This is a genomic window from Natronococcus jeotgali DSM 18795, assembly GCF_000337695.1.
In the GTDB taxonomy this organism is placed as follows: Archaea; Halobacteriota; Halobacteria; order Halobacteriales; family Natrialbaceae; genus Natronococcus; species Natronococcus jeotgali.
Window position 1 is genome coordinate 1 of record NZ_AOIA01000144.1, and the last position, 21,203, is coordinate 21,203.

16 protein-coding genes and 1 pseudogene are annotated in these 21,203 nt (G+C 70.6%); 15 read left to right on the forward strand and 2 right to left on the reverse strand.

Going from position 1 to position 21,203, the window contains the following annotated elements:
- The first annotated feature begins 222 nt into the window (after positions 1 to 222).
- The 12 genes from C492_RS16455 to C492_RS16510 all read left to right on the forward strand — a co-directional run bounded on the left by C492_RS16455 (position 223) and on the right by C492_RS16510 (position 15,898).
- Entirely contained in the window at positions 223 to 1,572 is a 1,350-nt protein-coding gene (locus tag C492_RS16455; RefSeq protein ID WP_008425712.1) for an isochorismate synthase, read from the forward strand.
- Positions 1,569 to 3,365 carry a 2-succinyl-5-enolpyruvyl-6-hydroxy-3-cyclohexene-1-carboxylic-acid synthase gene (menD, locus tag C492_RS16460; RefSeq protein ID WP_008425714.1) on the forward strand — a complete coding sequence of 599 codons (1,797 nt, stop codon included), beginning with the start codon at positions 1,569 to 1,571 and terminating at the stop codon, positions 3,363 to 3,365. The genes C492_RS16455 and menD overlap by 4 nt, the downstream gene beginning before the upstream one ends.
- A gap of 144 nt (positions 3,366 to 3,509) precedes the next feature.
- Complete coding sequence (locus tag C492_RS16465; protein WP_083898869.1) at positions 3,510 to 5,864, forward strand: MEDS domain-containing protein; 2,355 nt, start codon at positions 3,510 to 3,512, stop codon at positions 5,862 to 5,864.
- A gap of 96 nt (positions 5,865 to 5,960) precedes the next feature.
- Positions 5,961 to 6,596 (forward strand): DUF7344 domain-containing protein, encoded by a 636-nt coding sequence (locus C492_RS16470; RefSeq protein ID WP_008425717.1) that lies wholly within the window; start codon positions 5,961 to 5,963, stop codon positions 6,594 to 6,596.
- A 125-nt stretch (positions 6,597 to 6,721) separates the two neighbouring features.
- Complete coding sequence (gene ggt / locus C492_RS16475) at positions 6,722 to 8,548, forward strand: gamma-glutamyltransferase (RefSeq protein ID WP_008425719.1); 1,827 nt, start codon at positions 6,722 to 6,724, stop codon at positions 8,546 to 8,548.
- Positions 8,549 to 8,740: 192 nt separating this feature from the next.
- Positions 8,741 to 9,634 (forward strand): 1,4-dihydroxy-2-naphthoyl-CoA synthase, encoded by an 894-nt coding sequence (locus tag C492_RS16480; protein WP_008425721.1) that lies wholly within the window; start codon positions 8,741 to 8,743, stop codon positions 9,632 to 9,634.
- Positions 9,635 to 9,691: 57 nt separating this feature from the next.
- A complete protein-coding gene (locus C492_RS16485; protein WP_008425723.1) occupies positions 9,692 to 10,975 on the forward strand; it encodes a DUF7405 family protein in 1,284 nt (427 codons plus the stop codon).
- A 60-nt stretch (positions 10,976 to 11,035) separates the two neighbouring features.
- The gene (locus tag C492_RS16490) at positions 11,036 to 11,980 is read left to right on the forward strand and encodes a 1,4-dihydroxy-2-naphthoate polyprenyltransferase (RefSeq protein WP_008425725.1); all 945 of its coding nucleotides are present in this window, start codon (positions 11,036 to 11,038) and stop codon (positions 11,978 to 11,980) included.
- Positions 11,977 to 13,026, forward strand: coding sequence for a mandelate racemase/muconate lactonizing enzyme family protein (locus C492_RS16495; RefSeq protein WP_008425727.1), 1,050 nt, complete (start codon positions 11,977 to 11,979; stop codon positions 13,024 to 13,026). Before C492_RS16490 ends, C492_RS16495 begins: the two co-directional genes overlap by 4 nt.
- Positions 13,014 to 14,588, forward strand: a complete 1,575-nt coding sequence (locus C492_RS16500) for an AMP-binding protein (protein ID WP_008425729.1) — start codon at positions 13,014 to 13,016, stop codon at positions 14,586 to 14,588. The genes C492_RS16495 and C492_RS16500 overlap by 13 nt, the downstream gene beginning before the upstream one ends.
- Positions 14,589 to 14,722: 134 nt before the next feature.
- Positions 14,723 to 15,478: an NRDE family protein gene (locus C492_RS16505; protein WP_049893150.1), complete on the forward strand. Its 756-nt coding sequence runs from the start codon at positions 14,723 to 14,725 to the stop codon at positions 15,476 to 15,478.
- Between the two features lie 69 nt (positions 15,479 to 15,547).
- Positions 15,548 to 15,898 carry a helix-turn-helix transcriptional regulator gene (locus C492_RS16510; RefSeq protein ID WP_008425732.1) on the forward strand — a complete coding sequence of 117 codons (351 nt, stop codon included), beginning with the start codon at positions 15,548 to 15,550 and terminating at the stop codon, positions 15,896 to 15,898.
- Positions 15,899 to 16,042: 144 nt separating this feature from the next.
- On the opposite strand, the gene gatA is transcribed toward C492_RS16510, so the two are convergent.
- Positions 16,043 to 17,368 (reverse strand): Asp-tRNA(Asn)/Glu-tRNA(Gln) amidotransferase subunit GatA, encoded by a 1,326-nt coding sequence (gatA, locus tag C492_RS16515; protein ID WP_008425733.1) that lies wholly within the window; start codon positions 17,366 to 17,368, stop codon positions 16,043 to 16,045.
- Positions 17,365 to 17,643, reverse strand: coding sequence for an Asp-tRNA(Asn)/Glu-tRNA(Gln) amidotransferase subunit GatC (gene gatC, locus C492_RS16520; protein WP_008425735.1), 279 nt, complete (start codon positions 17,641 to 17,643; stop codon positions 17,365 to 17,367). The genes gatA and gatC overlap by 4 nt, the downstream gene beginning before the upstream one ends.
- 197 nt (positions 17,644 to 17,840) lie before the next feature.
- Between gatC and C492_RS23175 the strand changes: the two are divergent.
- The 3 genes and pseudogenes from C492_RS23175 (at position 17,841) to C492_RS16545 (ending at position 21,010) form a co-directional block, all read left to right on the forward strand.
- Positions 17,841 to 19,098 (forward strand): annotated as a pseudogene (locus C492_RS23175) (transcription initiation factor IIB).
- Between the two features lie 153 nt (positions 19,099 to 19,251).
- Positions 19,252 to 20,190 (forward strand): alpha/beta fold hydrolase, encoded by a 939-nt coding sequence (locus C492_RS16540; RefSeq protein WP_008425740.1) that lies wholly within the window; start codon positions 19,252 to 19,254, stop codon positions 20,188 to 20,190.
- Between the two features lie 154 nt (positions 20,191 to 20,344).
- Entirely contained in the window at positions 20,345 to 21,010 is a 666-nt protein-coding gene (locus tag C492_RS16545) for a helix-turn-helix domain-containing protein (RefSeq protein ID WP_008425742.1), read from the forward strand.
- Positions 21,011 to 21,203 lie beyond the last annotated feature (193 nt).

Here is a 21,203-nt window from a genome sequence, read left to right on the forward strand (position 1 = left end):
CTCAAGATGTGTATAAGAGACAGCCCCACAAGTACGCCTACAAGGGCGCCAAGTGGGTCGACGGGATCGAGTTCCTCACCGATCCGGAGCCGGGCTACTGGGAGCGACGCGGCTACTCGGAAACGGCGAACCCCTGGAACGAGGAGCGGTACAGCTAGGGGCTCGCGGCACCGATCAGCCGAATAGTTAGGCTGAAGGCGAGCCAGTCCTGACGTTCCGTCGATGGACCGAACGTTGGGCGGGCGACAACTCGCCGGCGACGCGCGGCCCGCGGACGGGCGCGACGGCGTCGGACTGACGAGCCGGAGTCGCGAACTCGAGGACGTCTCCTTCGGCGCGGTCGTCGAGGCCGACGACGCCTGCCGGGTACAGTGGGCGACTCCCGCGGGGCTCGAGGTCGTCGGCCGCGGCGTCGCCGCCCGGCTCGAGGCTCGCGGGCCGGACCGGTTCGACGAGATCCGAACGCAGGCCGAGGCGACGTTCGACGGCCTGGATCACGTCGGTCCGGACGTCGCTCGTCCGCGCGCGTTCGGCGGGTTTTCGTTCCACGACGGCCACGACGCGGGCGGCGTCTGGCGGGGGTTCGAGGCGGCGTCGTTCGTCGTCCCGGCGGTGCTCGTGACCCGCAGCGACGAGGGCACCTGGCTCACCGCCGTCGCCGACGACGCCGCGGACGCGACGCGGCGTCTCGAGGAGTGTCACGACCGCCTGCTCGAGCTGCCGGCGATGCGACCGAGCGGGTCGGGACCGGGCGTCGCCGCGACGCGGCGGACCACCACCCTCGACTCGTGGCGCGCGCAGGTCGATCGCGCCCTCGAGCGGATCGACGCCGGCGACCTCACGAAGGTGGTCCTCGCGCAGGCGCTGTCGGTCGACCTCGAGGGGGCGATCGACGTCCCCGCGACCGTCGAGCGACTGCGTCGACGGTACCCGAACTGCTACCGGTTCCTCGTCGGCGACGGGACCAGCGGCACCTTCTTCGGCGCCCCGCCCGAGCGACTGGTGTCGAAACGCGGCGATCGGGTCGAGACCGAAGCCCTGGCCGGCTCGGTGCCCCGCGGCGAGACCCCCGAGGAGGACGACGAGCACGTCGAGCGGCTGCTCGACAGCGAGAAGTTTCGCCGCGAACACGGGCTCGTCGTCGAGGCGATCCGCGACCAGCTCGCCCCCCTCGCGAGCGAGCTCGCGGTCGACGACCGGACGATCCGCCGGCTGGCGACGATCCAGCACCTGCGGACGCCGATCGCGGCCACCCTCGAGGCCGACCGACACGTCCTCGAGCTCGTCGAGGCCCTCCACCCCACGCCGGCGGTCGGCGGCGTGCCCCCCGAAACGGCCCTCGAGACGATCCGCGAGACCGAGTCCTTCGACCGGGGCTGGTACGCCGCCCCGATCGGCTGGTTCGACGCCGACGGCGACGGCGAGTTCGCGGTCGGCATCCGTTCGGGGGTGGCGACCGACGAGACCGTGACCCTGTTCGCGGGCAACGGGATCGTCGCCGACAGCGATCCCGAGGAGGAGTGGGAGGAGATCCAGTTGAAGTTCCGGCCCGTGCTGGACGAGCTGCGATGAGCGCGCCCAACCGCGCGACCCTGTGGGGTCGCACCCTCGTCGACGAGCTCGAGAAGGGCGGGCTCGAGGCGGTCTGCATTTCGCCGGGGAGTCGATCGACGCCCCTGACGGTCGCCTTCGCCGAGAGCGATCTCGAGGTCTTCTCGCAGCTCGACGAGCGCTCGGCCGCCTACTTCGCGCTCGGCCGGGCCCGCCGAACCGGCGAGCCCACCGCCCTCGTCTGCACCTCGGGCACCGCGGCCGCGAACTTCCACCCCGCGGTTATCGAGGCGAACCAGGCTCGAGTCCCGCTGCTCGTGCTCACCGCCGACCGCCCCCACGAGCTGCGCGACAGCGGCGCGAACCAGACGATCGACCAGGTCAAGCTCTACGGCGACGCCGTCCGCTGGTACGCCGAGTTGCCCGATCCCGAGGCCGACGAGCGGAAGGTCCGGAGTCTGCGGACGACCGCGGCCCGCGCGCTCGCGGAGACGGTCGGCACCCCCGCGGGCCCCGTCCACCTCAACTGCCCGTTCCGGAAACCCCTCGAGCCGACCGAGACCGGCGCCGTTCCCGACTCGTTCGCGGCGACCCCCGCCGGGCGGGGACGGACGGGCGCGTTCGTCGAGACCGACCGCGGACGGCCGACCCTCGAGGACTCGAGCGACGCCGTCGCCGACCTCGCCGACGCGCTCGCGGCGGCCGACCGCCCGCTGTTCGTGGCGGGACCCGCCGACCCCGTCGAGCGCCGCGACCTCGAGCCCGCGACGGTTTTCGCGGTCGCCGAGCGCGTCGGCGCCCCGGTGGTAGCCGACCCCCTCTCGGGGCTGCGGTTCGGCGAGGGCGCCACGGACGGCCCGGTACTCGGCGGTTACGACGCCTACGCCGACGTCGCCCCGGAGCCCGACGTCGTCGTCCGGCTCGGCGCCTCGCCGACCTCGAAACCCCTTCGAACGGCCCTCGCGGCGGCCGACGCCGACCAGTACCTGCTCGACCCCGCCGGAGCGTGGCGCGAGGCGACCTTTACCGCGACCGACCTCCTGGCCGCGACGCCGTCGTCGGTGCTGGTGGGCGTCCGCGAACGCCTCCGGTCCGCCGGCGACGACGCCGGTGCCGACGACGAGTGGCTCGAGCGGTTCGAGCGGGCCGAGCGCGTCCGCTGGCGGTGCCGCGACGAGGCGCTCGAGCCGTCGGCGCTCGCGGACGCCCCCTTCGAAGGCGCCGTCCTCGCGACGGTCTTCGAGGACGCGCCCGACCCCGCGACGGTCGTCGTCGCAAACAGCATGCCGATCCGCGACGCCGACCGGTTCGCCCGCCCGCGGGACGCGGAGCTGACCGTCCTCGGGAACCGCGGCGCCAGCGGGATCGACGGCACGACGAGTACGGCGCTTGGCGCCGGCAGCGCGACCGACGATCCGCTCGTGTTCGTCACCGGCGATCTCTCGCTGTACCACGACTCCAACGGCCTGCTGGCCGTGCAACGCTGCGGCGTCGACGCGACGATCGTCCTGCTGGACAACGACGGCGGGGGCATCTTCCACGAGCTGCCGATCGCCGACTTCGAGCCCCCCTTTACCGACCAGTTCGAGACGCCCCACGGCCTCGAGTTCGAGCGCCTCGCAGCGCTGTACGACCTCGAGTTCGAGCGCGTCGATCCCGTCGACTTCGCGGCCGCCTACCGCCGATCGATCGAGAGCGCGGGGACGCAGGTGCTCGCGGTCCGGTTCGACGCCGAGGCGAGCCACCGCCGTCGGGGCGTCCTCGCGGAACGGACCGAAACCGCGGTCGCGGACGCCCTCGAGCGCGGCCGGTAACGAGCCCGCGAACCGGTCGAGAGGCGACTGACACACCGTATTCCGATATACCGAACTCGCGGTCGGTGCGGGGGTTCCGGAGGCTCCCTTCGTGGGTCGCGTTCTCGCAGCATCCTTTTGTCTCCGAGCGCGCTGAGTTGGATAATGGCTCAGCAAGGGGTATCATCACAGCCAGAGCTCGACCGCGGGAGCGGCGAGTCGCTCGTCACGCCCGTCCGGATGGACGAAATCTGTACCGCCCACGACCACCTCGCGTCGATCTACCGAACCGCCGACCAGCAGTTCGAGGCGGTGATCCCGTTCGTTCGCGCCGGCCTCGACCGGGGCGAGCGCTGTCTCTACGTCGCCGGCCGGCGCAGCCGCGAGGAGGTCCTCGAGGCGATGCTCGAGTACGGAATCGACGTCGCCGAGGCCGTCGAGAGCGGCGCGCTCTCGATCCACGAACCGGCCGAGATCTACGGCGAGGACGAGCCGTTCGACGGCGAGGCGGTTATCGACGCCCTCCGGTCGACCGTGGAGGCGGCCGCCCGGGAGGGGTACGAGGGAGTCCGGCTCACCGCGGAGCTGTCCTGGCTGCTCGAGGCCGACGCGGACCTCGATCGGGTGTGCGAGTACGAGCGCTCCCTCAACCGGTTTTACGCCGACTACGACGCGGTCGGGCTCTGCCAGTACGACCGCGAGGCGTTCCCGGACGAGTTCCTGGACGGCATCATCGAGAACCACCCCCACATCGCCTTCGACGGCACCGTCGGCCGGAACGTGTTCTACGCCCCGCCCGGCGAGCGCCCGGACGACGTCGCTTCGACGGTCGACCGAAAGCTGCGGACGATCGCCGCACGGGCCGAGACCCGCTCGCGTCTGGAGTACCGCGATCGAGGGTTGACGAGGCTGACGACGGCCACTCGGGAGCTGCTACGGGCCGACACCGACGAAATCCACGACTGCGCGAGCGACGTCGTCCGGGACGTCCTCGGCGTCCTCGACGCCGAGGTCTGGCTGTACGACGCCGAGACTGGCGATCTCGAGCCGACCGACGGCGGACGCGCCGCGGGGGTCGACGGCTCGAGCGACGTCACCCCCCGCTGGGACGCGTTCGTCGACCAGGAGTGTCGCACGATCGAACTCGAGGGCGACGGCGCGGTCGGCGAGCGGTCGTCGGCTGGGGGCGGGGTGGCAGTCGTTCCGCTCGGAAACCACGGCGTGATCCGCGCGGCGTCGGCCGACCCGGACGCGTTCGACGACGTCTCGATGGACCTGCTCCGGACGATCGCCGCGAACGTCGAGGCCGCGTACGACCGCGCCGATCGCGAGCGACAGCTTCGCGAGCAGGCCGGGCGCCTGGAGCGCCTCGAGCGGATCAACGGGATCATCCGCGGCGTCGAGCGGGGCGTCGTCCGGGCCGACTCGCGCGAGGAGATCCGGCGGATCGTCTGCGCGGCGCTGGCTCGCTCCGACGCCTACGCGTTCGCCTGGATCGGCGAACCGGCGCTCGACGACGTCGTCGCGCCGCTCGAGTGGGCCGGGGCGGACGACGCCGGCGACGAGCTCGCGGCGACGATCGACGCGTGGTCCGAGCCGACGCCCGCCGCTCGAGCGGCCGACACCGGGCGGGCGCAACTCGTCGTGGACGTCGCCACCGAGCGATCGTTCGACGCCTGGCGTTCGGTCGCCCTCGAACGGGGGTTTCGCTCCTGCGTGAGCGTCCCGATCACGTACGAGGACACGGTCTACAGCGTCCTCACGGCGTACACGCTCGATTCGGCGATGACGGAGCTGGATCGGGACGTCCTCGCCGAGCTCGGCGAGCTGATCGGGACCGCGGTCCACAGCGCCGAGACCGAGACCGCGCTCGGCTCGCCGACCGTCCTCGAACTCGATCTGGCCGTCTCCGACGCCGAGACGGCGCCCGCCCGGCTCGCCCGCGAGATCGACTGCTCGGTCGCCGTCGAGGGGTACGTCCCGGGGGACGAGGCCGATCACCTCTTCGTCAGGCCCGCGGACGACCGCGTCGGACGGGTCGAGGACGCGGCCGCAGACGTCGTCGGGATCGAACGGTGCCGGCGCATCTCGGCCGACGACGGTCGGCTCGAACTCGCCGTCGCGGGGCCGACCGTCGCGGCGGCGGTCGTCGACTGCGGCGGCAAGCTCCGGTCGATCGGCGTCGACCGGACGGGGATCGACGCCACCGTGGCGCTCCCGCCGTCGGCCGACGTCCGCTCGGTTATCGACGAGCTCCGGCGAACGTTCCCGGGGACGGAGCTGGTCGCCCGCCGCACCCGGACGCGGTCGGGCCCGGATTCGGTCCGCAGCGCGCTCGCCGAGGACCTCACCGACCGACAGCGGGACGTCCTCAGGACGGCGTACCTGAGCGGGTACTTCGAATCCCCGAGACGGAGCACCGGCCAGGAGGTGACGGCGTCGCTGGGGATCTCCCAGCCGACGTTCGCACAGCACCTCCGGGCGGCCCAGCGGAAGCTCTGCGAATCGCTGTTCGAGTAGCGACGCCGCGGGGCTCAGTATTGAGGTGTCGGTCGGCGGCCCCTTTCGGTAACTAGGTCCTACGCGTTTCCGACGGGAGCGACGTGTACGGACCGAATGACCTGCGACCGCGATCCCCCCTCGCCGTCGGACGAGCAGCGGTTCGAGCGACTCCCGCGGGAGCGAGCGATCCTCGAGGCGCTCGCCGACCCGGTCCGCTGGGCGACGCTTGCGGTCCTGCTCGAGGACGAGTCGCCTCGAACGGGGGCGGCCCTCGCGAGCGAGGTCGCGAACCGGATCGGTGACGGGACGGACGACGAGGATCCGGTTTCGGTCGAACGGGTGTGCCTCGAGCTCCGCCACGTCCACCTCCCGAAACTTGAGGCGGCGAAGCTGGTCGCCCGCGACGACTCGAGCGGTCGGATCGCCCCGGGCGAGGACGCGGACCGGGTCGCGGCGCTCGTGACCGACCGCGACGAGTTCCCGGAGGCGCTTCCCGTCGCTACCGATCCGTGCGGCCGGGCCGCACTCGAGGTCCTGGCGACGCGCGACGAACCGCTCTCGCTCGAGGACCTCGGCCGACGACTCGACGCGGTCGGCGCCGTCGACCGCTCCCTCGAGACGATCCTGATCGAACTCCACCACCGCCATCTGCCGGCGCTCGCGTCCCGGGCGTTCGTCGAGTACGACGCCGAGACGCGAACGGTAACGCCGCTCGCCAAAGCGGACGACCTCCCCGTCGCCGAGCGGTAGGCGGTCGCCGCGCTCGCGGATCGCCCCGAGCGGTTTTCGACTCGAGAATTTCCAGGGGTTCGGAGGGTTCAGTTTCCGAAACGGTTTTGTCCGAGACCGGTGAGTGTCCGCGTGGCACGACACTCATGCCACGAGATGACACACCACGGCGGGCGGAGGGACAGACGGGAGAACGGGCGGACGAACGGGGGACGCCCTCGAGGCTTCGGCGTCGGGCGTTCCTCTCGAGTGCGGGGGTCGCCGCGGGGGCGCTCGCGTTCGGGACGCCGACGGTCGCGGCCGGCGACTACCAGTCGGTTACCGACGTTCCCGGCTTTAGCTGCGATCACCCGCAGTTCACCTGCGGGCGGGAGGTCACCGCCGCGGACGGAATGGTCTCGAGCGTCGATCCGATCGCCTCGGGGGTCGCGGCGACGGTGCTCCGCGAGGGGGGCAACGCCGTCGACGCGGCGATCGCCCTGCAGTACGTCCTGAACGTGACCCAGCCCCACGGCTCGGGGATCGGCGGCGGCGGGTTCATGGTCGTCTACGACGCCGACTCCGGGACGGTCGAGTGCGTGAACAGTCGGGAGCGGGCCTCGCAGACCGCGTCTCCTGAGCTGTATCGTCACGAGGGCGAGTACGAGCAGGACATCGAGACCGGCGAGGCGATGGGAACGCCGGGGACGGTCAAGGGGCTCGAGACGGCTCGACAGCGGTACGGGACGTGCTCGCGCCAGCGGTTGATCGACCCGGCGATCCGCCTCGCGCGCGAGGGGTTCACCGTCGACGGGTTCCTCGCCGAACAGATCGCGGAGAACGCCGACAAGTTCAACGAGGCGGCTATCGAGACCTACAGCGACGAGCGGGGGAATCCCTACGAGGAGGGCGATACGATGACCAACCCGGATCTCGCCGACACCCTCGAGTGTATCCGGCGTCGGGGCGCCGACGGCTTCTACGACAGTGCCGTCGCGGCGGATCTGGCCGCGACGATCCGGGAGTACGCTCGCGATCCCGACCAGGTCGTCGACGAGGACGACCTGGCGGCGTACGACGTCACGATCGACGAGCCGGTCCGCAAGGAGTGGCGCGACGTCGAACTCGTCGGCCAGCCGATGCCCAGCTCCGGCCCGACGGTCTGTGCGATGATCCTGCGGATGCTCGAGTTCCTCGAGGTCGAGGAGTACGATATCCGATCGGCGGAGAAGTACCACCTGATCGCCGACTCGATCTACTCCGCCTGGGCCGACCGGATGGAGTACATGGGCGACGACGAGTTCGTCGACGTTCCCGTCGACGCCCTGCTCGACGACGACTACCTCCGGTCGCGGGCCGACTCCATCGAGTTCGGGGAGACCGTCTTCCCCGAGGACGGACCCATGGGCCCGGGCCAGCCCGGGGAGACGACCCACTTCTCGGTCATCGACAGGTGGGGTAACGCCGTCTCCTACACCTCCACGATCGAGCGGTTCATGGGGTCGGGAAAGATGGTGCCCGGACGCGGGTTCATGATCAACAACGAGCTCACCGACTTCGACGCCGAGCCCGGCGGACCCAACGAGCCCGGCGCCTGGAAGCGCCCGCTGAGCAGCATGAGCCCGATGATGGTGCTGCGGGACGGCCGGCCGGAGTTCACGGCCGGCTCGCCGGGCGGCTGGTCGATCGTCAGCGCGACGCTGCAGGCGATCCTCCACCGCTACGCCTACGGACTGCGCCCGCTCGAGTCGATCACCGAGCCGACGATCTACACCCACTCCCTCGGCGGCGTCGAGTGGGACGAGGACGTGCCGGCGGAAGCCCGGGAGACCCTCGCGGAGTGGGGCCACGACATGGCGGACGAGCCCGGCGAGATCGGCAACGTCCAGGTCATCGCCAGCGAAGACGGCACGCTGACCGGTGCGGCGGACCCGAACCGCGACGGGCAGGCGGTCGGCTTCGACCGCGCTTCCGGGAAGAGCTGCGACGACTGACGGCTCGGGAGCCCTCGGTCGGACACCACCCCAACTGATCCGGGGGCGAACTCGATCTGGAAAGTCCGTCTTTCTCGATCGGCGACGCGAACCTATTTGGCGAGACGGCGACCACACTCGAGCGATGGTTTCGGAACTTTTCGACGAGGAACGATGGGAACCNTTTGGCGAGACGGCGACCACACTCGAGCGATGGTTTCGGAACTTTTCGACGAGGAACGATGGGAACCGATCGAGGACGTCGATCGGGACTTTCGCGACATCACGTACCACCGGGCGGTCGACTCGGGAACGGTCCGGATCGCCTTCGATCGGCCCGAAGTTCGCAACGCCTTCCGACCGGGGACGGTCGACGAACTGTATGACGCGCTGGATCACGCCAAGCGCCAGACCGACGTCGGCTGCATCCTGCTGACGGGCAACGGCCCCTCGTCGAAGGACGGCGGCTGGGCCTTTTGCTCGGGCGGGGATCAGACGATCCGCGGGGAGGACGGCTACCAGTACGAGGGGGATGAAGAACGCGCGTCGGAGCAGGGCCGGCTGCACATCCTCGAGGTCCAGCGGCTCATCCGTCACATTCCGAAGGTCGTCGTCTGTGTCGTCCCCGGCTGGGCCGTCGGCGGGGGCCACTCGCTGCACGTCGTCTGCGATCTCACCCTCGCCAGCGAGGAGCACGCGAAGTTCCTCCAGACCGACCCCGACGTCGCGAGCTACGACGCCGGCTTCGGCTCCGCGTACCTCGCGAAACAGATCGGCCAGAAGAAGGCCCGCGAGGTCTTCTTCCTGGGAAAGACCTACGACGCCGCGGAGGCCGCGGAGATGGGGATGGTCAACGAGGTCGTCCCCCACGAGGAGTTATCGGAGACCGCCCTGGAGTGGGGCGAGCGCATCAACGCCAAGAGCCCGACGGCGATGCGGATGCTCAAGTACGCGTTCAACATGACCGACGACGGGATGGTCGGTCAGCAGGTGTTCGCCGGGGAGGCGACCCGTCTGGGGTACATGACCGACGAGGCCCAGGAGGGCCGGGACGCCTTCGTGGAGGGCCGCGAACCCGACTTCGACGACTACCCCTGGCACTACTGACTCGCCCGTCGTGAGCAACCGAAACGCTTTGTCCCGTCGCTGGCGGAGCCTCGAGCCGTGACCCTCCCCGATCGATCCGCGCTCTCCCGCCGCGAGTACGGCCGCGCGCTGGTCGCCGCCGGCGGCGCCGCGGCGCTGAGCGCCTGCCTCGACGCGATCGGCGAGCCCGAGGGCGACCGCGCGGTGCCGACGGGAACGGACGACCCGTCGTCGCTGCCGGAGCGCCAGCACGCCTGGAACGAGTCCCTCTCGACGGACGCCGACGGGAACGTGCGGCCGGCGAAACACCACGTCTTCGCCGCGCTGTCGCTGGACATCGACGACGTCGACGAGGACGCTCGAGCGACGACCGAGGACACCCTCGAAACGCTCGAGCGAGCCTACGAGCGCAGCGCGGACGGACTGCTGTTCACGCTGGGGTACACGCCGTCGTACTTCGATCGGTTCGACGGCGAACTGCCCGATTCCGTCGACCTGCCCGAGCCGGAGCCGCTGGCGCCGGGCGAGGAGCCGGCGTTCGACGGGTTCGACGCCGTTTTGCACCTCGCGAGCGACCGCCCCGAGGTCGTCCTCGAGGCCGAGGCGGGGCTGTTCGGCGAGCGCGAGACCCTCGACGGGACCGCCTTCGAGGCGGATCTTTCGGGGGTCTTCGATCGGCTCCCCGAGCGCCGTCGGACGGGGTTCGTCGGCGAGGGGCTGCCGGCCGACCGCGCCGACGTCTCGGGCGTTCCCGAGTCGATCCCCGCGGACGCACCCTTCTTCATGGGATTTCGGTCGGGGTTCGCCGAGAGTCAGGCGGGCGAGGACCGTGTGACGATCGACGCGGGGCCGTTCGCCGGCGGAACCACCCAGCAGCTCTCCTCGATCGGGCTCCAGCTCGAGCAGTGGTTCGGCCAGGAGAACCACCGCCAGCGCGTCGCGAAGCTGTTCAGCCCCGAACACGACGAGGAGGCGGTCGGGGAGGTCGGCGAGGCGCTGGGGGCGACCAACGGGCTGACCGACGAACGCGTCGCGGCGACCGGGGACCACGCCCGCGAGCGGGGCGTCGTCGGCCACGCCCAGAAGGCCGCTCGAGCCCGCGAGGACGGGGAACCGCTGCTCCTGCGGCGCGACGTCAACACCGTCGACGGCGACCGCCCCGGGGTGCACTTCCTCTCGCTGCAACGGGAAATCGGCGACTTCGTCCGCGTGCGCGAGGCGATGACCGGGGCCGACCTCGAGGTTTCGACGGCCAACAGCGGCATCCGTCACTACCTCTTCGTCCGGCGGCGCGGGAACTACCTCGTGCCGCCGCGGTCGCTGCGGGCACTGCCGCCGGCGGCGCCGGACGCCGCCGGGTAGGCCCCGATCCCCGATCGGAATGCCAACGTTGACACTTCCTCGAGTCGGAGTACTCCGACAATGAGTACGGCGGAGCTCGACATCTCGCGGACGAAGGCGTGGGTGATGGCCGCGCGCCCGCAGACGCTCCCCGCGGCGGCGGCCCCCGTTATCGTCGGGGTCGGCGTCGCGGTCGCGGAGGGCGTGTTCGCCCCGCTGCCGGCGCTGATGGCCTTCGTCGGCGCGGCGCTGATACAGATCGGTACCAACTTCGCGAACGACTACTACGACGCGGTCAAGGGCGCCGACACCGACGACCGCGAGGGGTTCACCCGGGTCACCCAGTCGGGACTGATCTCGGCCGAGCGGGTCAAGCTGGCGACGATCGTCACCTTCGGGTTGGCGATCCTCTCCGGAACCTACCTCGTCTACGTCGGGGGCGTGCCGATCCTCGCGATCGGTCTGATCAGCGTTCTCTGCGGGTGGGCCTACACGGGCGGTCCCTATCCGCTGGGCTACCACGGACTCGGCGACCCCTTCGTGTTCGTCTTCTTCGGACTGGTCGCCGTCACCGGAACCTACTACGTCCAGGCCGCGGCGGTCCTCGCCGACCCGCTCGCGACGACGATCCCCGAGAGGACGGTGACTCGCGAGGCCGTTCTCTCGAGCCTGCCGATCGCGGGGCTCTCGACGGCCATCATCGTCGTGAACAACGTCCGCGACCTCGAGACCGACGCCGAGGCCGGAAAGCGGACGCTGGCGGTGCGGCTCGGCTACCGGGGGAGCCGCCTCGAGTACGCCGGGTTGCTCGCACTGGCGTACCTCGTCCCGGCGTGGCTCTGGCTCGGCGAGGGGTTCGGCCCCGCGGTGCTGGCGCCGATCGCGACGATACCTTACGGCGCCCTGGTCGCCCGCACCGTCTTGACCCGCACCGACGGCGAGGCGCTCAACCCCGCCCTCGAGCAGACCGGAAAGCTGCTCGCGCTGTACGCCGTCCTGTTCGCCGGAGGGCTGGTGCTGGGATGAGCCGGTACGACCTCGAGTACCGCTCGTTCTCGCTGTCGCTGGCCGAGCCCCTCGAGACCGCCAGCGGCACGATCGAGTCCCGGGACGGCTTTCTCGTCCGCGTGAGCCGCGCCGACGGCGCGGTCGGCTACGGCGAGGCGACCCCGCTTCCGGGGTGGACCGAGTCGCTCGCGGACTGCGAGGCCGCCCTCGAGCGCGCGCGGGACGCGCTCGACTCCGGCGACGAAGACGGCGCCCTCGAGGCCGTCGACGAGGCCGTCGCCGCCCGCTACGGCGTCTCGCTGGCGCTGGCGGATCTGGCGGCTTCCAGCGAATCGATCCCGCTGTACCGCTACTACGCGCCCGACTCGCTGGTCGCGCGGGTGCCGGTGAACGCGACCGTCGGCGACGGTTCCGTCGAGGAGACCGTCTCCGCCGCGCGGGACGCCGTCGAGCGCGGGTTTCGCTGCTGCAAGCTCAAGGTCGGCCGCCGAAGCGTCGAGGCGGACGTCGAACGGATGCGCCGCGTTCGGGAGGTCGTCGGCCCGTCGGTCGAGCTCCGGGCCGACGCCAACGGCGCCTGGGACTACGAGGAGGCGCTCGCGGCGATCGAGGCCTTCGACGAGGACGACGTCGCGCTCGTCGAACAACCCCTCCCCGCGGGCGCCCTCGAGGGCCACGCCGAGCTCCGCGGACGGGGCGTCGGGATCGCCCTCGACGAGGGGTTGCTCGAGCACGGCGTCGACGCGATCTGTGAGGCCCGGGCCGCCGACGCCGTCGTCCTCAAGCCGATGGCGCTGGGCGGGCTCGACGTCGCCCAGCAGGTCGCGACGTGGGTCGACCAGTTCGGCGTGACGCCGCTGGTGACGACGACGATCGACGGCGTCGTCGCCCGCACCGGCGCCGTCCACCTCGCGGCGTCGCTGCCCGATCCGCCGGCCTGCGGGCTGGCGACCGGAGACCTGCTCGCGGAAGACCTCGGCCGGGATCCCGTCCTGTTCGAGAACGGCGCGGCGGTCGTCCCCCAGGCCAAGGGGCTGGGCGTCGAGGGGGTGTGGGCGGAGTGACGCCCCTCGAGTGGCCCGCCCGCGATCCGGTGAGCCACCGCGTCGCCGCCACCCCGGAGCGGACCGCCCTGATCGACGCCGACGGGGACGCGTCGTGGACGTTCCGCGAGCTCGACCGACGGGTCGACGCGGCCGCAGCCGCGCTCCGGGACGTCCTCGAAACCCCGCGCGAGGCCCGGATCGGATTCCTGCTCGATTCCCGTCCCGCGTTCGCGACGCTGTTTTTCGCCGCGGTGCGGCTCGGGACGACCGTCGTCCCGCTGAACGTCCGCGAGACGGTCCCCGAACTCGTCGGGAAGGCCGAACGGACGGAACTCGAGGCCGTCGTCTGCGAGGCCGACACCGAGTCGAACGCCCTCGATCTGGCCGACGAACGCGGCGAAATTCCGGTTCGGTCCGTCGACGACCCGGGCTCGGATCGGATCCGATCGCTCCCGGTCGGCGACGACGCAGCCGACTCCCCGTCCCCGCCCGCGGTCGAACCGGCCTCGCTCGAGTCCGACGACGTCCAGCTGATCATGTTCACCTCCGGCACCTCCGGGGATCCCAAGGGGGTCAGGCTGACCGTCGGCAACCTGCTGGCCAGCGCGACGGCGTCGGCGTTCCGCCTCGGGGTCACCCGCGAGGATCGGTGGCTGTGCTGTCTCCCGATGTACCACATGGGCGGGCTCGCGCCCGTCGTCCGCTCGGTCCTGTACGGGACCCCGGTCGTCGTCCAGCGGTCGTTCGAGCCGCGGGCGACCGCCGACGCCCTCGAGGCGTTCGCGATCACCGGCGTCTCGCTGGTGCCGACGATGTGCAAGCGCCTGCTCGAGGCCGGCTGGCGGCCCGCCGACTCGCTGCGGTTCGTCCTCCTGGGGGGTGCGCCCGCCTCGAGCGACCTGCTCGAACGCTGTCGCGAGGCCGACGTCCCGGTCCACCCCACCTACGGGATGACGGAGACGGCCTCCCAGATCGCCACCGCGACGCCCGCGGAGACGGAGGCTCACGAGGGGACGTCGGGCCAGCCCCTGCTCGGAACCGACGTCGCCGTCGTCGACGAGGGCGGCGAGCCGGTTCCCGCGGGCGAGGTCGGCGAGTTCGTCGTCTCCGGTCCGACGGTCACCCCGGGCTACCTCGAGCCCGAGCACACCGCGGCGGCCTTCGGCGACCGCGGCCTCCACACCGGCGACGTCGGCTACGCCGACGCCGAGGGCCGGCTCTGGGTGCTCAACCGCCGGAGCGACCGGATCGTCACGGGCGGGGAAAACGTCGACCCCGGCGCGGTCGCCGACGTCCTGCGCTCCCATCCCGCGGTCGCCGACGCGGCCGTCGTCGGCCTCGAGGACACCGAGTGGGGCGAACGCGTCGCCGCGCTGGTCGTTCCCGAGGGTGGCTCGGTCGACCTCGAGAAGCTCCTCGCACACTGCGACGAACGCCTGGCGGGGTTCAAGCGACCGAAGACGCTCGGCCTGACGGCGTCGCTGCCCCGCACTCACTCGGGAACCGTCGACCGCGAGGCCGTACGGACGCGGCTGCTCGAGTCCGGAACGGACGTCTCGACGCGGTCGCGGTCGGGGTGAGCGCGGGCGGTCGAACGGCTTCCGTCGTCGAACCCCCCGCGACTCGAGGTCGACCCCACTCGAGCGCCGATCGCCTCCCCGACGGACGGGTCGTCGAACGCGACGTTAAGGCCTCGGCGTCCCTACCCTCGCCCGTGTGTACGCTCACCCTCGCCTGGCAGGTCTTCGAGGACGCACCGGTAGCGGTCGCCGCCAACCGAGACGAGTCCCTCGAGCGCGAGTCGGTTCCGCCGGGAGTCTACCGCGAGGAGCCCCGGATCGTCGCACCCCGCGACGTCGAGGCCGGCGGCACCTGGATCGGCTACAACGAACGCAGGGTTTTCGCCGGGATCACGAACCGCTGGGGAACCCCCGAGCTCGCCGGCGAGCGCTCCCGCGGGCTGCTCGTGGCCGACGCCCTCGAGGCCAGTTCGGCCCGCGAGGCGGCCGCGATCGTCGACGCGGAGACCGAGAGCCGGGAGTACGACGGGTTCTATCTGGTCGTCGCCGACGAGCGCGACGCCGTCTGCCTGCAGTGGAACGGCGTCCTCGAGCGGACCGAGTTCGAACCGGGCGTCCACGTCGTCGTCAACGCCGCGGTCGACGACGACGTCCGGCTGCCGTCCGACCGGACCGAAATCGCCCGCGAGCAGGCCGACAACGCCCGGAGGGTGCGCGCCGAACTGGCCCCCGACCGCGGGGAGGGCGTCGACGGCTGGCTCGAGCGCGCCGGGGGAGTGCTCGGCGACCACGAGTACGGCGTCTGCGTCCACGGCGACGGCTACGGCACCCGCTCGTCGTCGCTGATCGCGCTCGGCGAGCGATCGCGGTACGCGTTCGCGCCGGGACCGCCCTGCGAGACGGCCTACGAGCCCGTCGACCCGGAGCGTAACCGCGAAGGGCACATTTAAGCGGCTCGCGCCGCCTGATACAGGTATGCACGCACTTGCGCCCGTAGCGTCGCGCACGGGGTGGTCGCAGTGAGCGTCTCCGAGACCGAAGCCGAGCTCACCGAGGACGAACGGGCCGGCCTCGAGCTCGTCCGCGAGACCGGGGGCATCCACCAGAGCGACTTCTGGAAGGAGCTCGACGTCTCCTCCCGGAAGGGGAGTCGCATCGTCGAATCCCTCGTCGAGAAGGGGCTGGTCGACCGCGAGGATACGATCTACAACGGGCACAACACCTACTACATCACGCCGATCGCCCGCGACCTCGATTTCACCCTGTTGATGGCGGGCGATATGCTCTCGCCGTTCATCGGCGAGGACGAGGTCGACCCCAACAGCGACGCCTTCTCGCAGTGGATCATGAACCTCGCTTACGAGGAGTAGTCCGCCTCGAGCGACACCGCGCGCTCTCGTCGTTCGCGATCCGTCTCGAGAGCCGTCGCTACCGGTACCGACTCTCGTCGCGTTCGATCGGACGCTTAGCGTGAGCGATCGCAGCCGTCGCGTCGAAAAACGAGTCGCGTCCGGTTACTCGAGCGCGCTCGCGGCCCGGATCAGCCGTTCCTCGCCGAAGGCGGGACCGACCAACTGCAGGCCGACCGGGAGGCCGTCGGTCTCGCCCGCGGGGACCGAGATCGCCGGCAGGTCGGCGAGGTTGACCGGGACGGTGTTGGCGTCGGCGAGGTACATCTGGAGGGGGTCCTCGAGGCTCTTGCCGCGCTCGAACGGCGGGACGGGCATCGTCGGCGACGCGAGCACGTCGGCCTCCTCGAGGGCCTCGTCGAAGTCCTGTTTCACCCAGGCGCGGGCGTCCTGGGCCTTCTTGTAGTACTTGTCGTGGTAGCCCGCCGAGAGCGCGTACGTACCCAGTAGAATCCGGCGTTTGACCTCGTCGCCGAACCCTTCCTCGCGGGCCTGCGCGAAGGTCTCGTTCCAGTTGCCCTCGGCGTCGGCGTCGTGGCCGTACCGAACGCCGTCGAACCGGGCGAGGTTCGAGGACGCCTCCGACATCGCGATCACGTAGTAGGCCTCGACGGCGTGTTCGACCGACGGTAAGGAGACCTCGTGGTACTCGGCGCCCCGGTCCTCGAGGTCGGCGATCGCGTCCCAGAACGTCTCGACGACGCCCTCGTCGGCGCCCTCGAGCAACTCGGTGGGGACGCCGATCTGCAGGCCGTCGACGTCGCCCGTCGCGGCGTCGGCATAGCTCGCGCCGTTCTCGAGTTGCGGCTCGCGTGTCTCACGGGCGTCGCCCGTTCGACCGTCCGAGCCGCGTGGCGGCTCGCGTGTCGTCGCGTCGTGTTCGTCGTCGCCGGCGATGACGTCCAGCAACTGGGCGGCGTCCTCGACGGAGTTCGCGAACGGGCCGATCTGCTCTAAGCTGTTGCCGTAGGCCACCAGTCCGTACCGCGAGACCAGCCCGTAGGTGGGCTTGATCCCGACGACGCCACAGAAGGCGGCGGGACAGCGGATCGATCCGCCGGTGTCGGAACCGAGCGCGAGGTCGGCCTCGCCGGCGGCGACGGCGGCCGCCGAGCCCCCCGAGGAGCCGCCCGGAACGCGGCCCGGCGCGGCGGGGTTGTCCGTCGGACCGAAGGACGACGTTTCGGTGGTCGAACCCATCCCGAACTCGTCCATGTTGGTCTTGCCGACGATCGTCGCCCCCGCGTCTTTGAGTCGGGAGACGACCGTCGCGTCGTAGGGCGGGACGTACTCCTCGAGCATCCGGGAGCCGCAGGTCGTCCGCACGCCCGCGGTGGAGATGTTGTCCTTGACGGCGACCGTTCGCCCCGCAAGGGGACCGTCGTCGTCGCCCTCGATGCGCTCCTCGGTGATGAAGACGTTCTCGCTCATGAGACGTTCGGCCCCTTGAAGTAGCCGTCCTCGGTTTCGGGCGCGTTGCGCAGCGCCTCCTCCCGATCCAGCGAGTCCCGCTCCTCGTCGGGCCGCATCACGTTCGTGAGATCGGCCTCGCGCTCGACCTCGGGCACCTCGTCGAGGGTCTCGAAGTACTCGAGGACGTCCGCGAACTGGCGGGTGAACTGGTCGACCTCCTCGTCGGTCAGGCCGACGCGAGCCAGTTCCGCGACGTGGCGGACCTCCTCGGCACTGACGGCGTCGTCGCTCATACCAGATCCCACCGGACTCCGGAGAGTAAGGGTTTCGATACCGCCGTCGCGTTCTCGTCGAGACGCCCTGCCCCGGTAACCGCGTGTTACCGATCCGAGCACCGGAAGGACGACCGAAGTACTTAACACCGTCGATCCCGTGGAACGGGAACAGAACGTTCTCCGGTCGGCACTCGCGGCCGGATTCTCACCCCACGATGACAGACTCACGTATCCGGACCGGGAGCGGCGAGCGTCGCTCGAGCGAGCGCGAGGAGGCGGACGAACGGGCCGCCGAGCGCGAGCGGTGTCCGGAGTGTGGCGGTCGCCTGCGCTCCGACAGCGAGCGCGCCGAGACGGTGTGTCAGGACTGCGGGCTCGTCGTCGAGGAAGGCGAGATCGACCGCGGTCCCGAGTGGCGCGCGTTCGACGCCGCCGAGAAAGACGAGAAGTCCCGCGTCGGCGCGCCGACGACGAACATGANCGAGATCGACCGCGGTCCCGAGTGGCGCGCGTTCGACGCCGCCGAGAAAGACGAGAAGTCCCGCGTCGGCGCGCCGACGACGAACATGATGCACGACCAGGGGCTGTCGACGAACATCGGCTGGCAGGACAAGGACGCCTACGGCCGCTCGCTCTCGAGCCGCCAGCGCCAGAAGATGCAGCGTCTGCGGACCTGGAACGAGCGCTTCCGGACCCGCGACAGCAAGGAGCGCAACTTGAAGCAGGCNAGCCGCCAGCGCCAGAAGATGCAGCGTCTGCGGACCTGGAACGAGCGCTTCCGGACCCGCGACAGCAAGGAGCGCAACTTGAAGCAGGCCCTGGGCGAGATCGACCGCATGGCCAGCGCGCTCGGACTCCCGGAGAACGTCCGCGAGACCGCCAGCGTGATCTACCGCCGCGCTCTCGAGGAGGACCTGCTGCCGGGACGATCGATCGAAGGCGTCGCAACGTCGTCGCTGTACGCGGCGGCCCGCCAGGCCGGCACCCCCCGCAGCTTAGACGAGATCTCCGCCGTCAGTCGCGTCGAGAAGGACGAGATCGCCCGCACCTACCGTTACGTGATCCGAGAACTGGGCCTCGAGGTCCAGCCCGCCGATCCCGAGAGTTACGTCCCCCGCTTCGCGAGCGAACTCGAACTCTCCGACGAGACCGAACGCCGCGCCCGCAGCCTCCTTCAGACGGCCAAGGAAGGGGGCGTCCACTCGGGGAAGTCCCCGGTCGGGCTCGCGGCCGCCGCGGTCTACGCCGCGGCCCTGCTCACCAACGAGAAGGTCACCCAGAACGACGTCAGNGGGCGTCCACTCGGGGAAGTCCCCGGTCGGGCTCGCGGCCGCCGCGGTCTACGCCGCGGCCCTGCTCACCAACGAGAAGGTCACCCAGAACGACGTCAGCAAGGTCGCCAGCATCTCCGAAGTCACCATTCGGAACCGGTACCACGAGCTGCTCGAGGCCGAGGACGGTCCCGCGATCTAATTGGGGGAGCCGGATCTTCCGCACTCGAGGTTCTGAACCCTCGTTGCCCTCTCGGAATTCGACTCGCCGGTGAGTCCCCCCGGAGGGAATCGTCGGACGCGTTCGCGGGCGGAGCCCGCCGTCGTCGGCCGGCGCTTGCCGGGCAGTACGCGGATGACCGTCCATCCCGTACGGCTCCGCGTGACCGCATCGAAACCTCCTCTCGAGACGGACGCCTCCCTGCTCGCGTTCGACGGAGCGGCGTCGACCTCGCGGGTCGTCGACGGGGTCCGACTACACGCCGTCGTTGCGGGCGACCCGGACGATCCGCTGGTCGTGTTGTTACACGGCTTTCCGGAGTTCTGGTACGGGTGGCGCGAACAGATCGAACCGCTGGTCGAGGACGGGTATCGGGTCGTGGTACCCGACCAGCGGGGGTACAACCTGAGCGAGAAACCCCGTGCGGTTCGGGAGTATCGACTTCCGGAACTCTCCCGGGACGTGGCCGAGCTGATCGCGAGCGAGGGGCGCGAGCGGGCTCACGTCGTCGGCCACGACTGGGGCGGCGTCGTCGCCTGGGACCTCGCGTACCGGTACCCCGAGCGGGTCGACCGCCTCGGGATCGTCAACGCGCCGCACCCGACCGCGTACCGCCAGCAACTCCTGTCGAACCCCGAACAGCTCAAGCGCAGCTGGTACGCGATGGCGTTCCAGCTCCCGTGGCTGCCCGAACGGCTCTGTCGGTACGACGGCTTCCGACTCCTCGAGTACGCCCTTCGAGGGACTGCGGCGGAGGGGACGTTCACCGAACGGGAGCTGTCTTACTATCGACGCGCGTGGCGCCGCGACGGTGCGTTGCGGGGCTCGCTAAACTGGTACCGTGCGCTCGCGCGATATCCGCCCGAGACCCGTCGGGATCCCCTCGAGCAGCCGACGCTCGTGATCTGGGGAGAGGACGACGTCGCGCTCGTTCCCGAGCTGGGACCCGAGAGCGTCCGATTTTGCGAGCGAGGCCGCCTCGAGCGGCTGCCGGAGACGAGTCACTGGGTGGTCCACGAGCGGCCCTCGGAGACGACGGCGCTGGTGTGTGACCACCTCTCGGGCGCCGACTGACGGGGCGGTTCGCTCCGCGATGGGCGACCGACGACGATCCTCGAGCCCGCCGTCAGACGCCCGGAGCGGTTACGTACACGCCATTCCCACGACATAGGAATCGTGGAGGTACTATTGGCGCTCTCCGACCTAGGTCCGAGCCGAACAGGTTCGCATGGCCCAGGCAACACTCACCGTCACGATGCCCGAACAGATCTGGATCCAGCAGGTCTCGACGGCGTACCCGGAGGCGACGTTTCGCGTCCTCGCCGCCGTCCCCGGCAACGAGTCGGGGTTCGCCCTCGTCCGTCTCGCCGGACCCGCGGTGTCCGAAATGCTCGACGAGATTCGGACTCACCCGCAGATGCTCGAGCTGACGGTCGTCCAGCGCAGCGACCGGGAGGCGACGATCCACTTCGAGACGACGGCCCCGCTGTTGTTGTTCTCCGCGAAAGAGTCGGGCATTCCGATCGAGCTTCCCGTCGAGATTCGAAACGGCGAGGCCACCGTCGAGGTCACCGGCTCGCGCGAGCGCCTCGCGGAGCTGGCCGAACAGCTCGAGCAGTTCGGGCTTCGGTACCGCATCGAACAGATCCGCGAGCGTCTCCATCGGAGCCAGCTGCTCTCCGAGCGCCAGCTCGAGGTCGTCTCCGCCGCCGTCGAGGAGGGGTACTACGACACGCCGCGGCGCTGCTCGCTGACCGAGCTGGCCGGCCACCTCGGCATCGCCAAGTCGACCTGCAGCGAGACGCTCCACCGGGCCGAGGAGGCGATCGTCAAGCAGTTCGTCGAGGAGTTGCCGAGCGAGGACCGACTCGAGGAACAGCTCGCGAGCGGCTGAGAGGGTCGACGGCGACGATCCCCCCATCGTGACGACGAGGTGGGAGCCGTCCGATCCCGCCGGGGAAGTATACGCGAACATGTTCGTATCCGTTCTCAGAAGTTGGAAATCGGCTCGATGGTTCAACACCATCTAGTTGCGAGTGCGGGGTAGAGGATACAGATATGGTTGTATTCAACTACGTACCGACGTG

Coding starts and splice junctions, on each gene's coding strand:
- C492_RS16455 (WP_008425712.1), top strand. CDS start 223: ATGGACCGAACGTTGGGCGGGCGACAACTCGCCGGCGACGCGCGGCCC.
- menD (WP_008425714.1), top strand. CDS start 1,569: ATGAGCGCGCCCAACCGCGCGACCCTGTGGGGTCGCACCCTCGTCGAC.
- C492_RS16465 (WP_083898869.1), top strand. CDS start 3,510: ATGGCTCAGCAAGGGGTATCATCACAGCCAGAGCTCGACCGCGGGAGC.
- C492_RS16470 (WP_008425717.1), top strand. CDS start 5,961: ATGACCTGCGACCGCGATCCCCCCTCGCCGTCGGACGAGCAGCGGTTC.
- ggt (WP_008425719.1), top strand. CDS start 6,722: ATGCCACGAGATGACACACCACGGCGGGCGGAGGGACAGACGGGAGAA.
- C492_RS16480 (WP_008425721.1), top strand. CDS start 8,741: ATGGTTTCGGAACTTTTCGACGAGGAACGATGGGAACCGATCGAGGAC.
- C492_RS16490 (WP_008425725.1), top strand. CDS start 11,036: ATGAGTACGGCGGAGCTCGACATCTCGCGGACGAAGGCGTGGGTGATG.
- C492_RS16495 (WP_008425727.1), top strand. CDS start 11,977: ATGAGCCGGTACGACCTCGAGTACCGCTCGTTCTCGCTGTCGCTGGCC.
- gatA (WP_008425733.1), bottom strand. CDS start 17,368: ATGAGCGAGAACGTCTTCATCACCGAGGAGCGCATCGAGGGCGACGAC.
- gatC (WP_008425735.1), bottom strand. CDS start 17,643: ATGAGCGACGACGCCGTCAGTGCCGAGGAGGTCCGCCACGTCGCGGAA.
- C492_RS16540 (WP_008425740.1), top strand. CDS start 19,252: ATGACCGTCCATCCCGTACGGCTCCGCGTGACCGCATCGAAACCTCCT.
- C492_RS16545 (WP_008425742.1), top strand. CDS start 20,345: ATGGCCCAGGCAACACTCACCGTCACGATGCCCGAACAGATCTGGATC.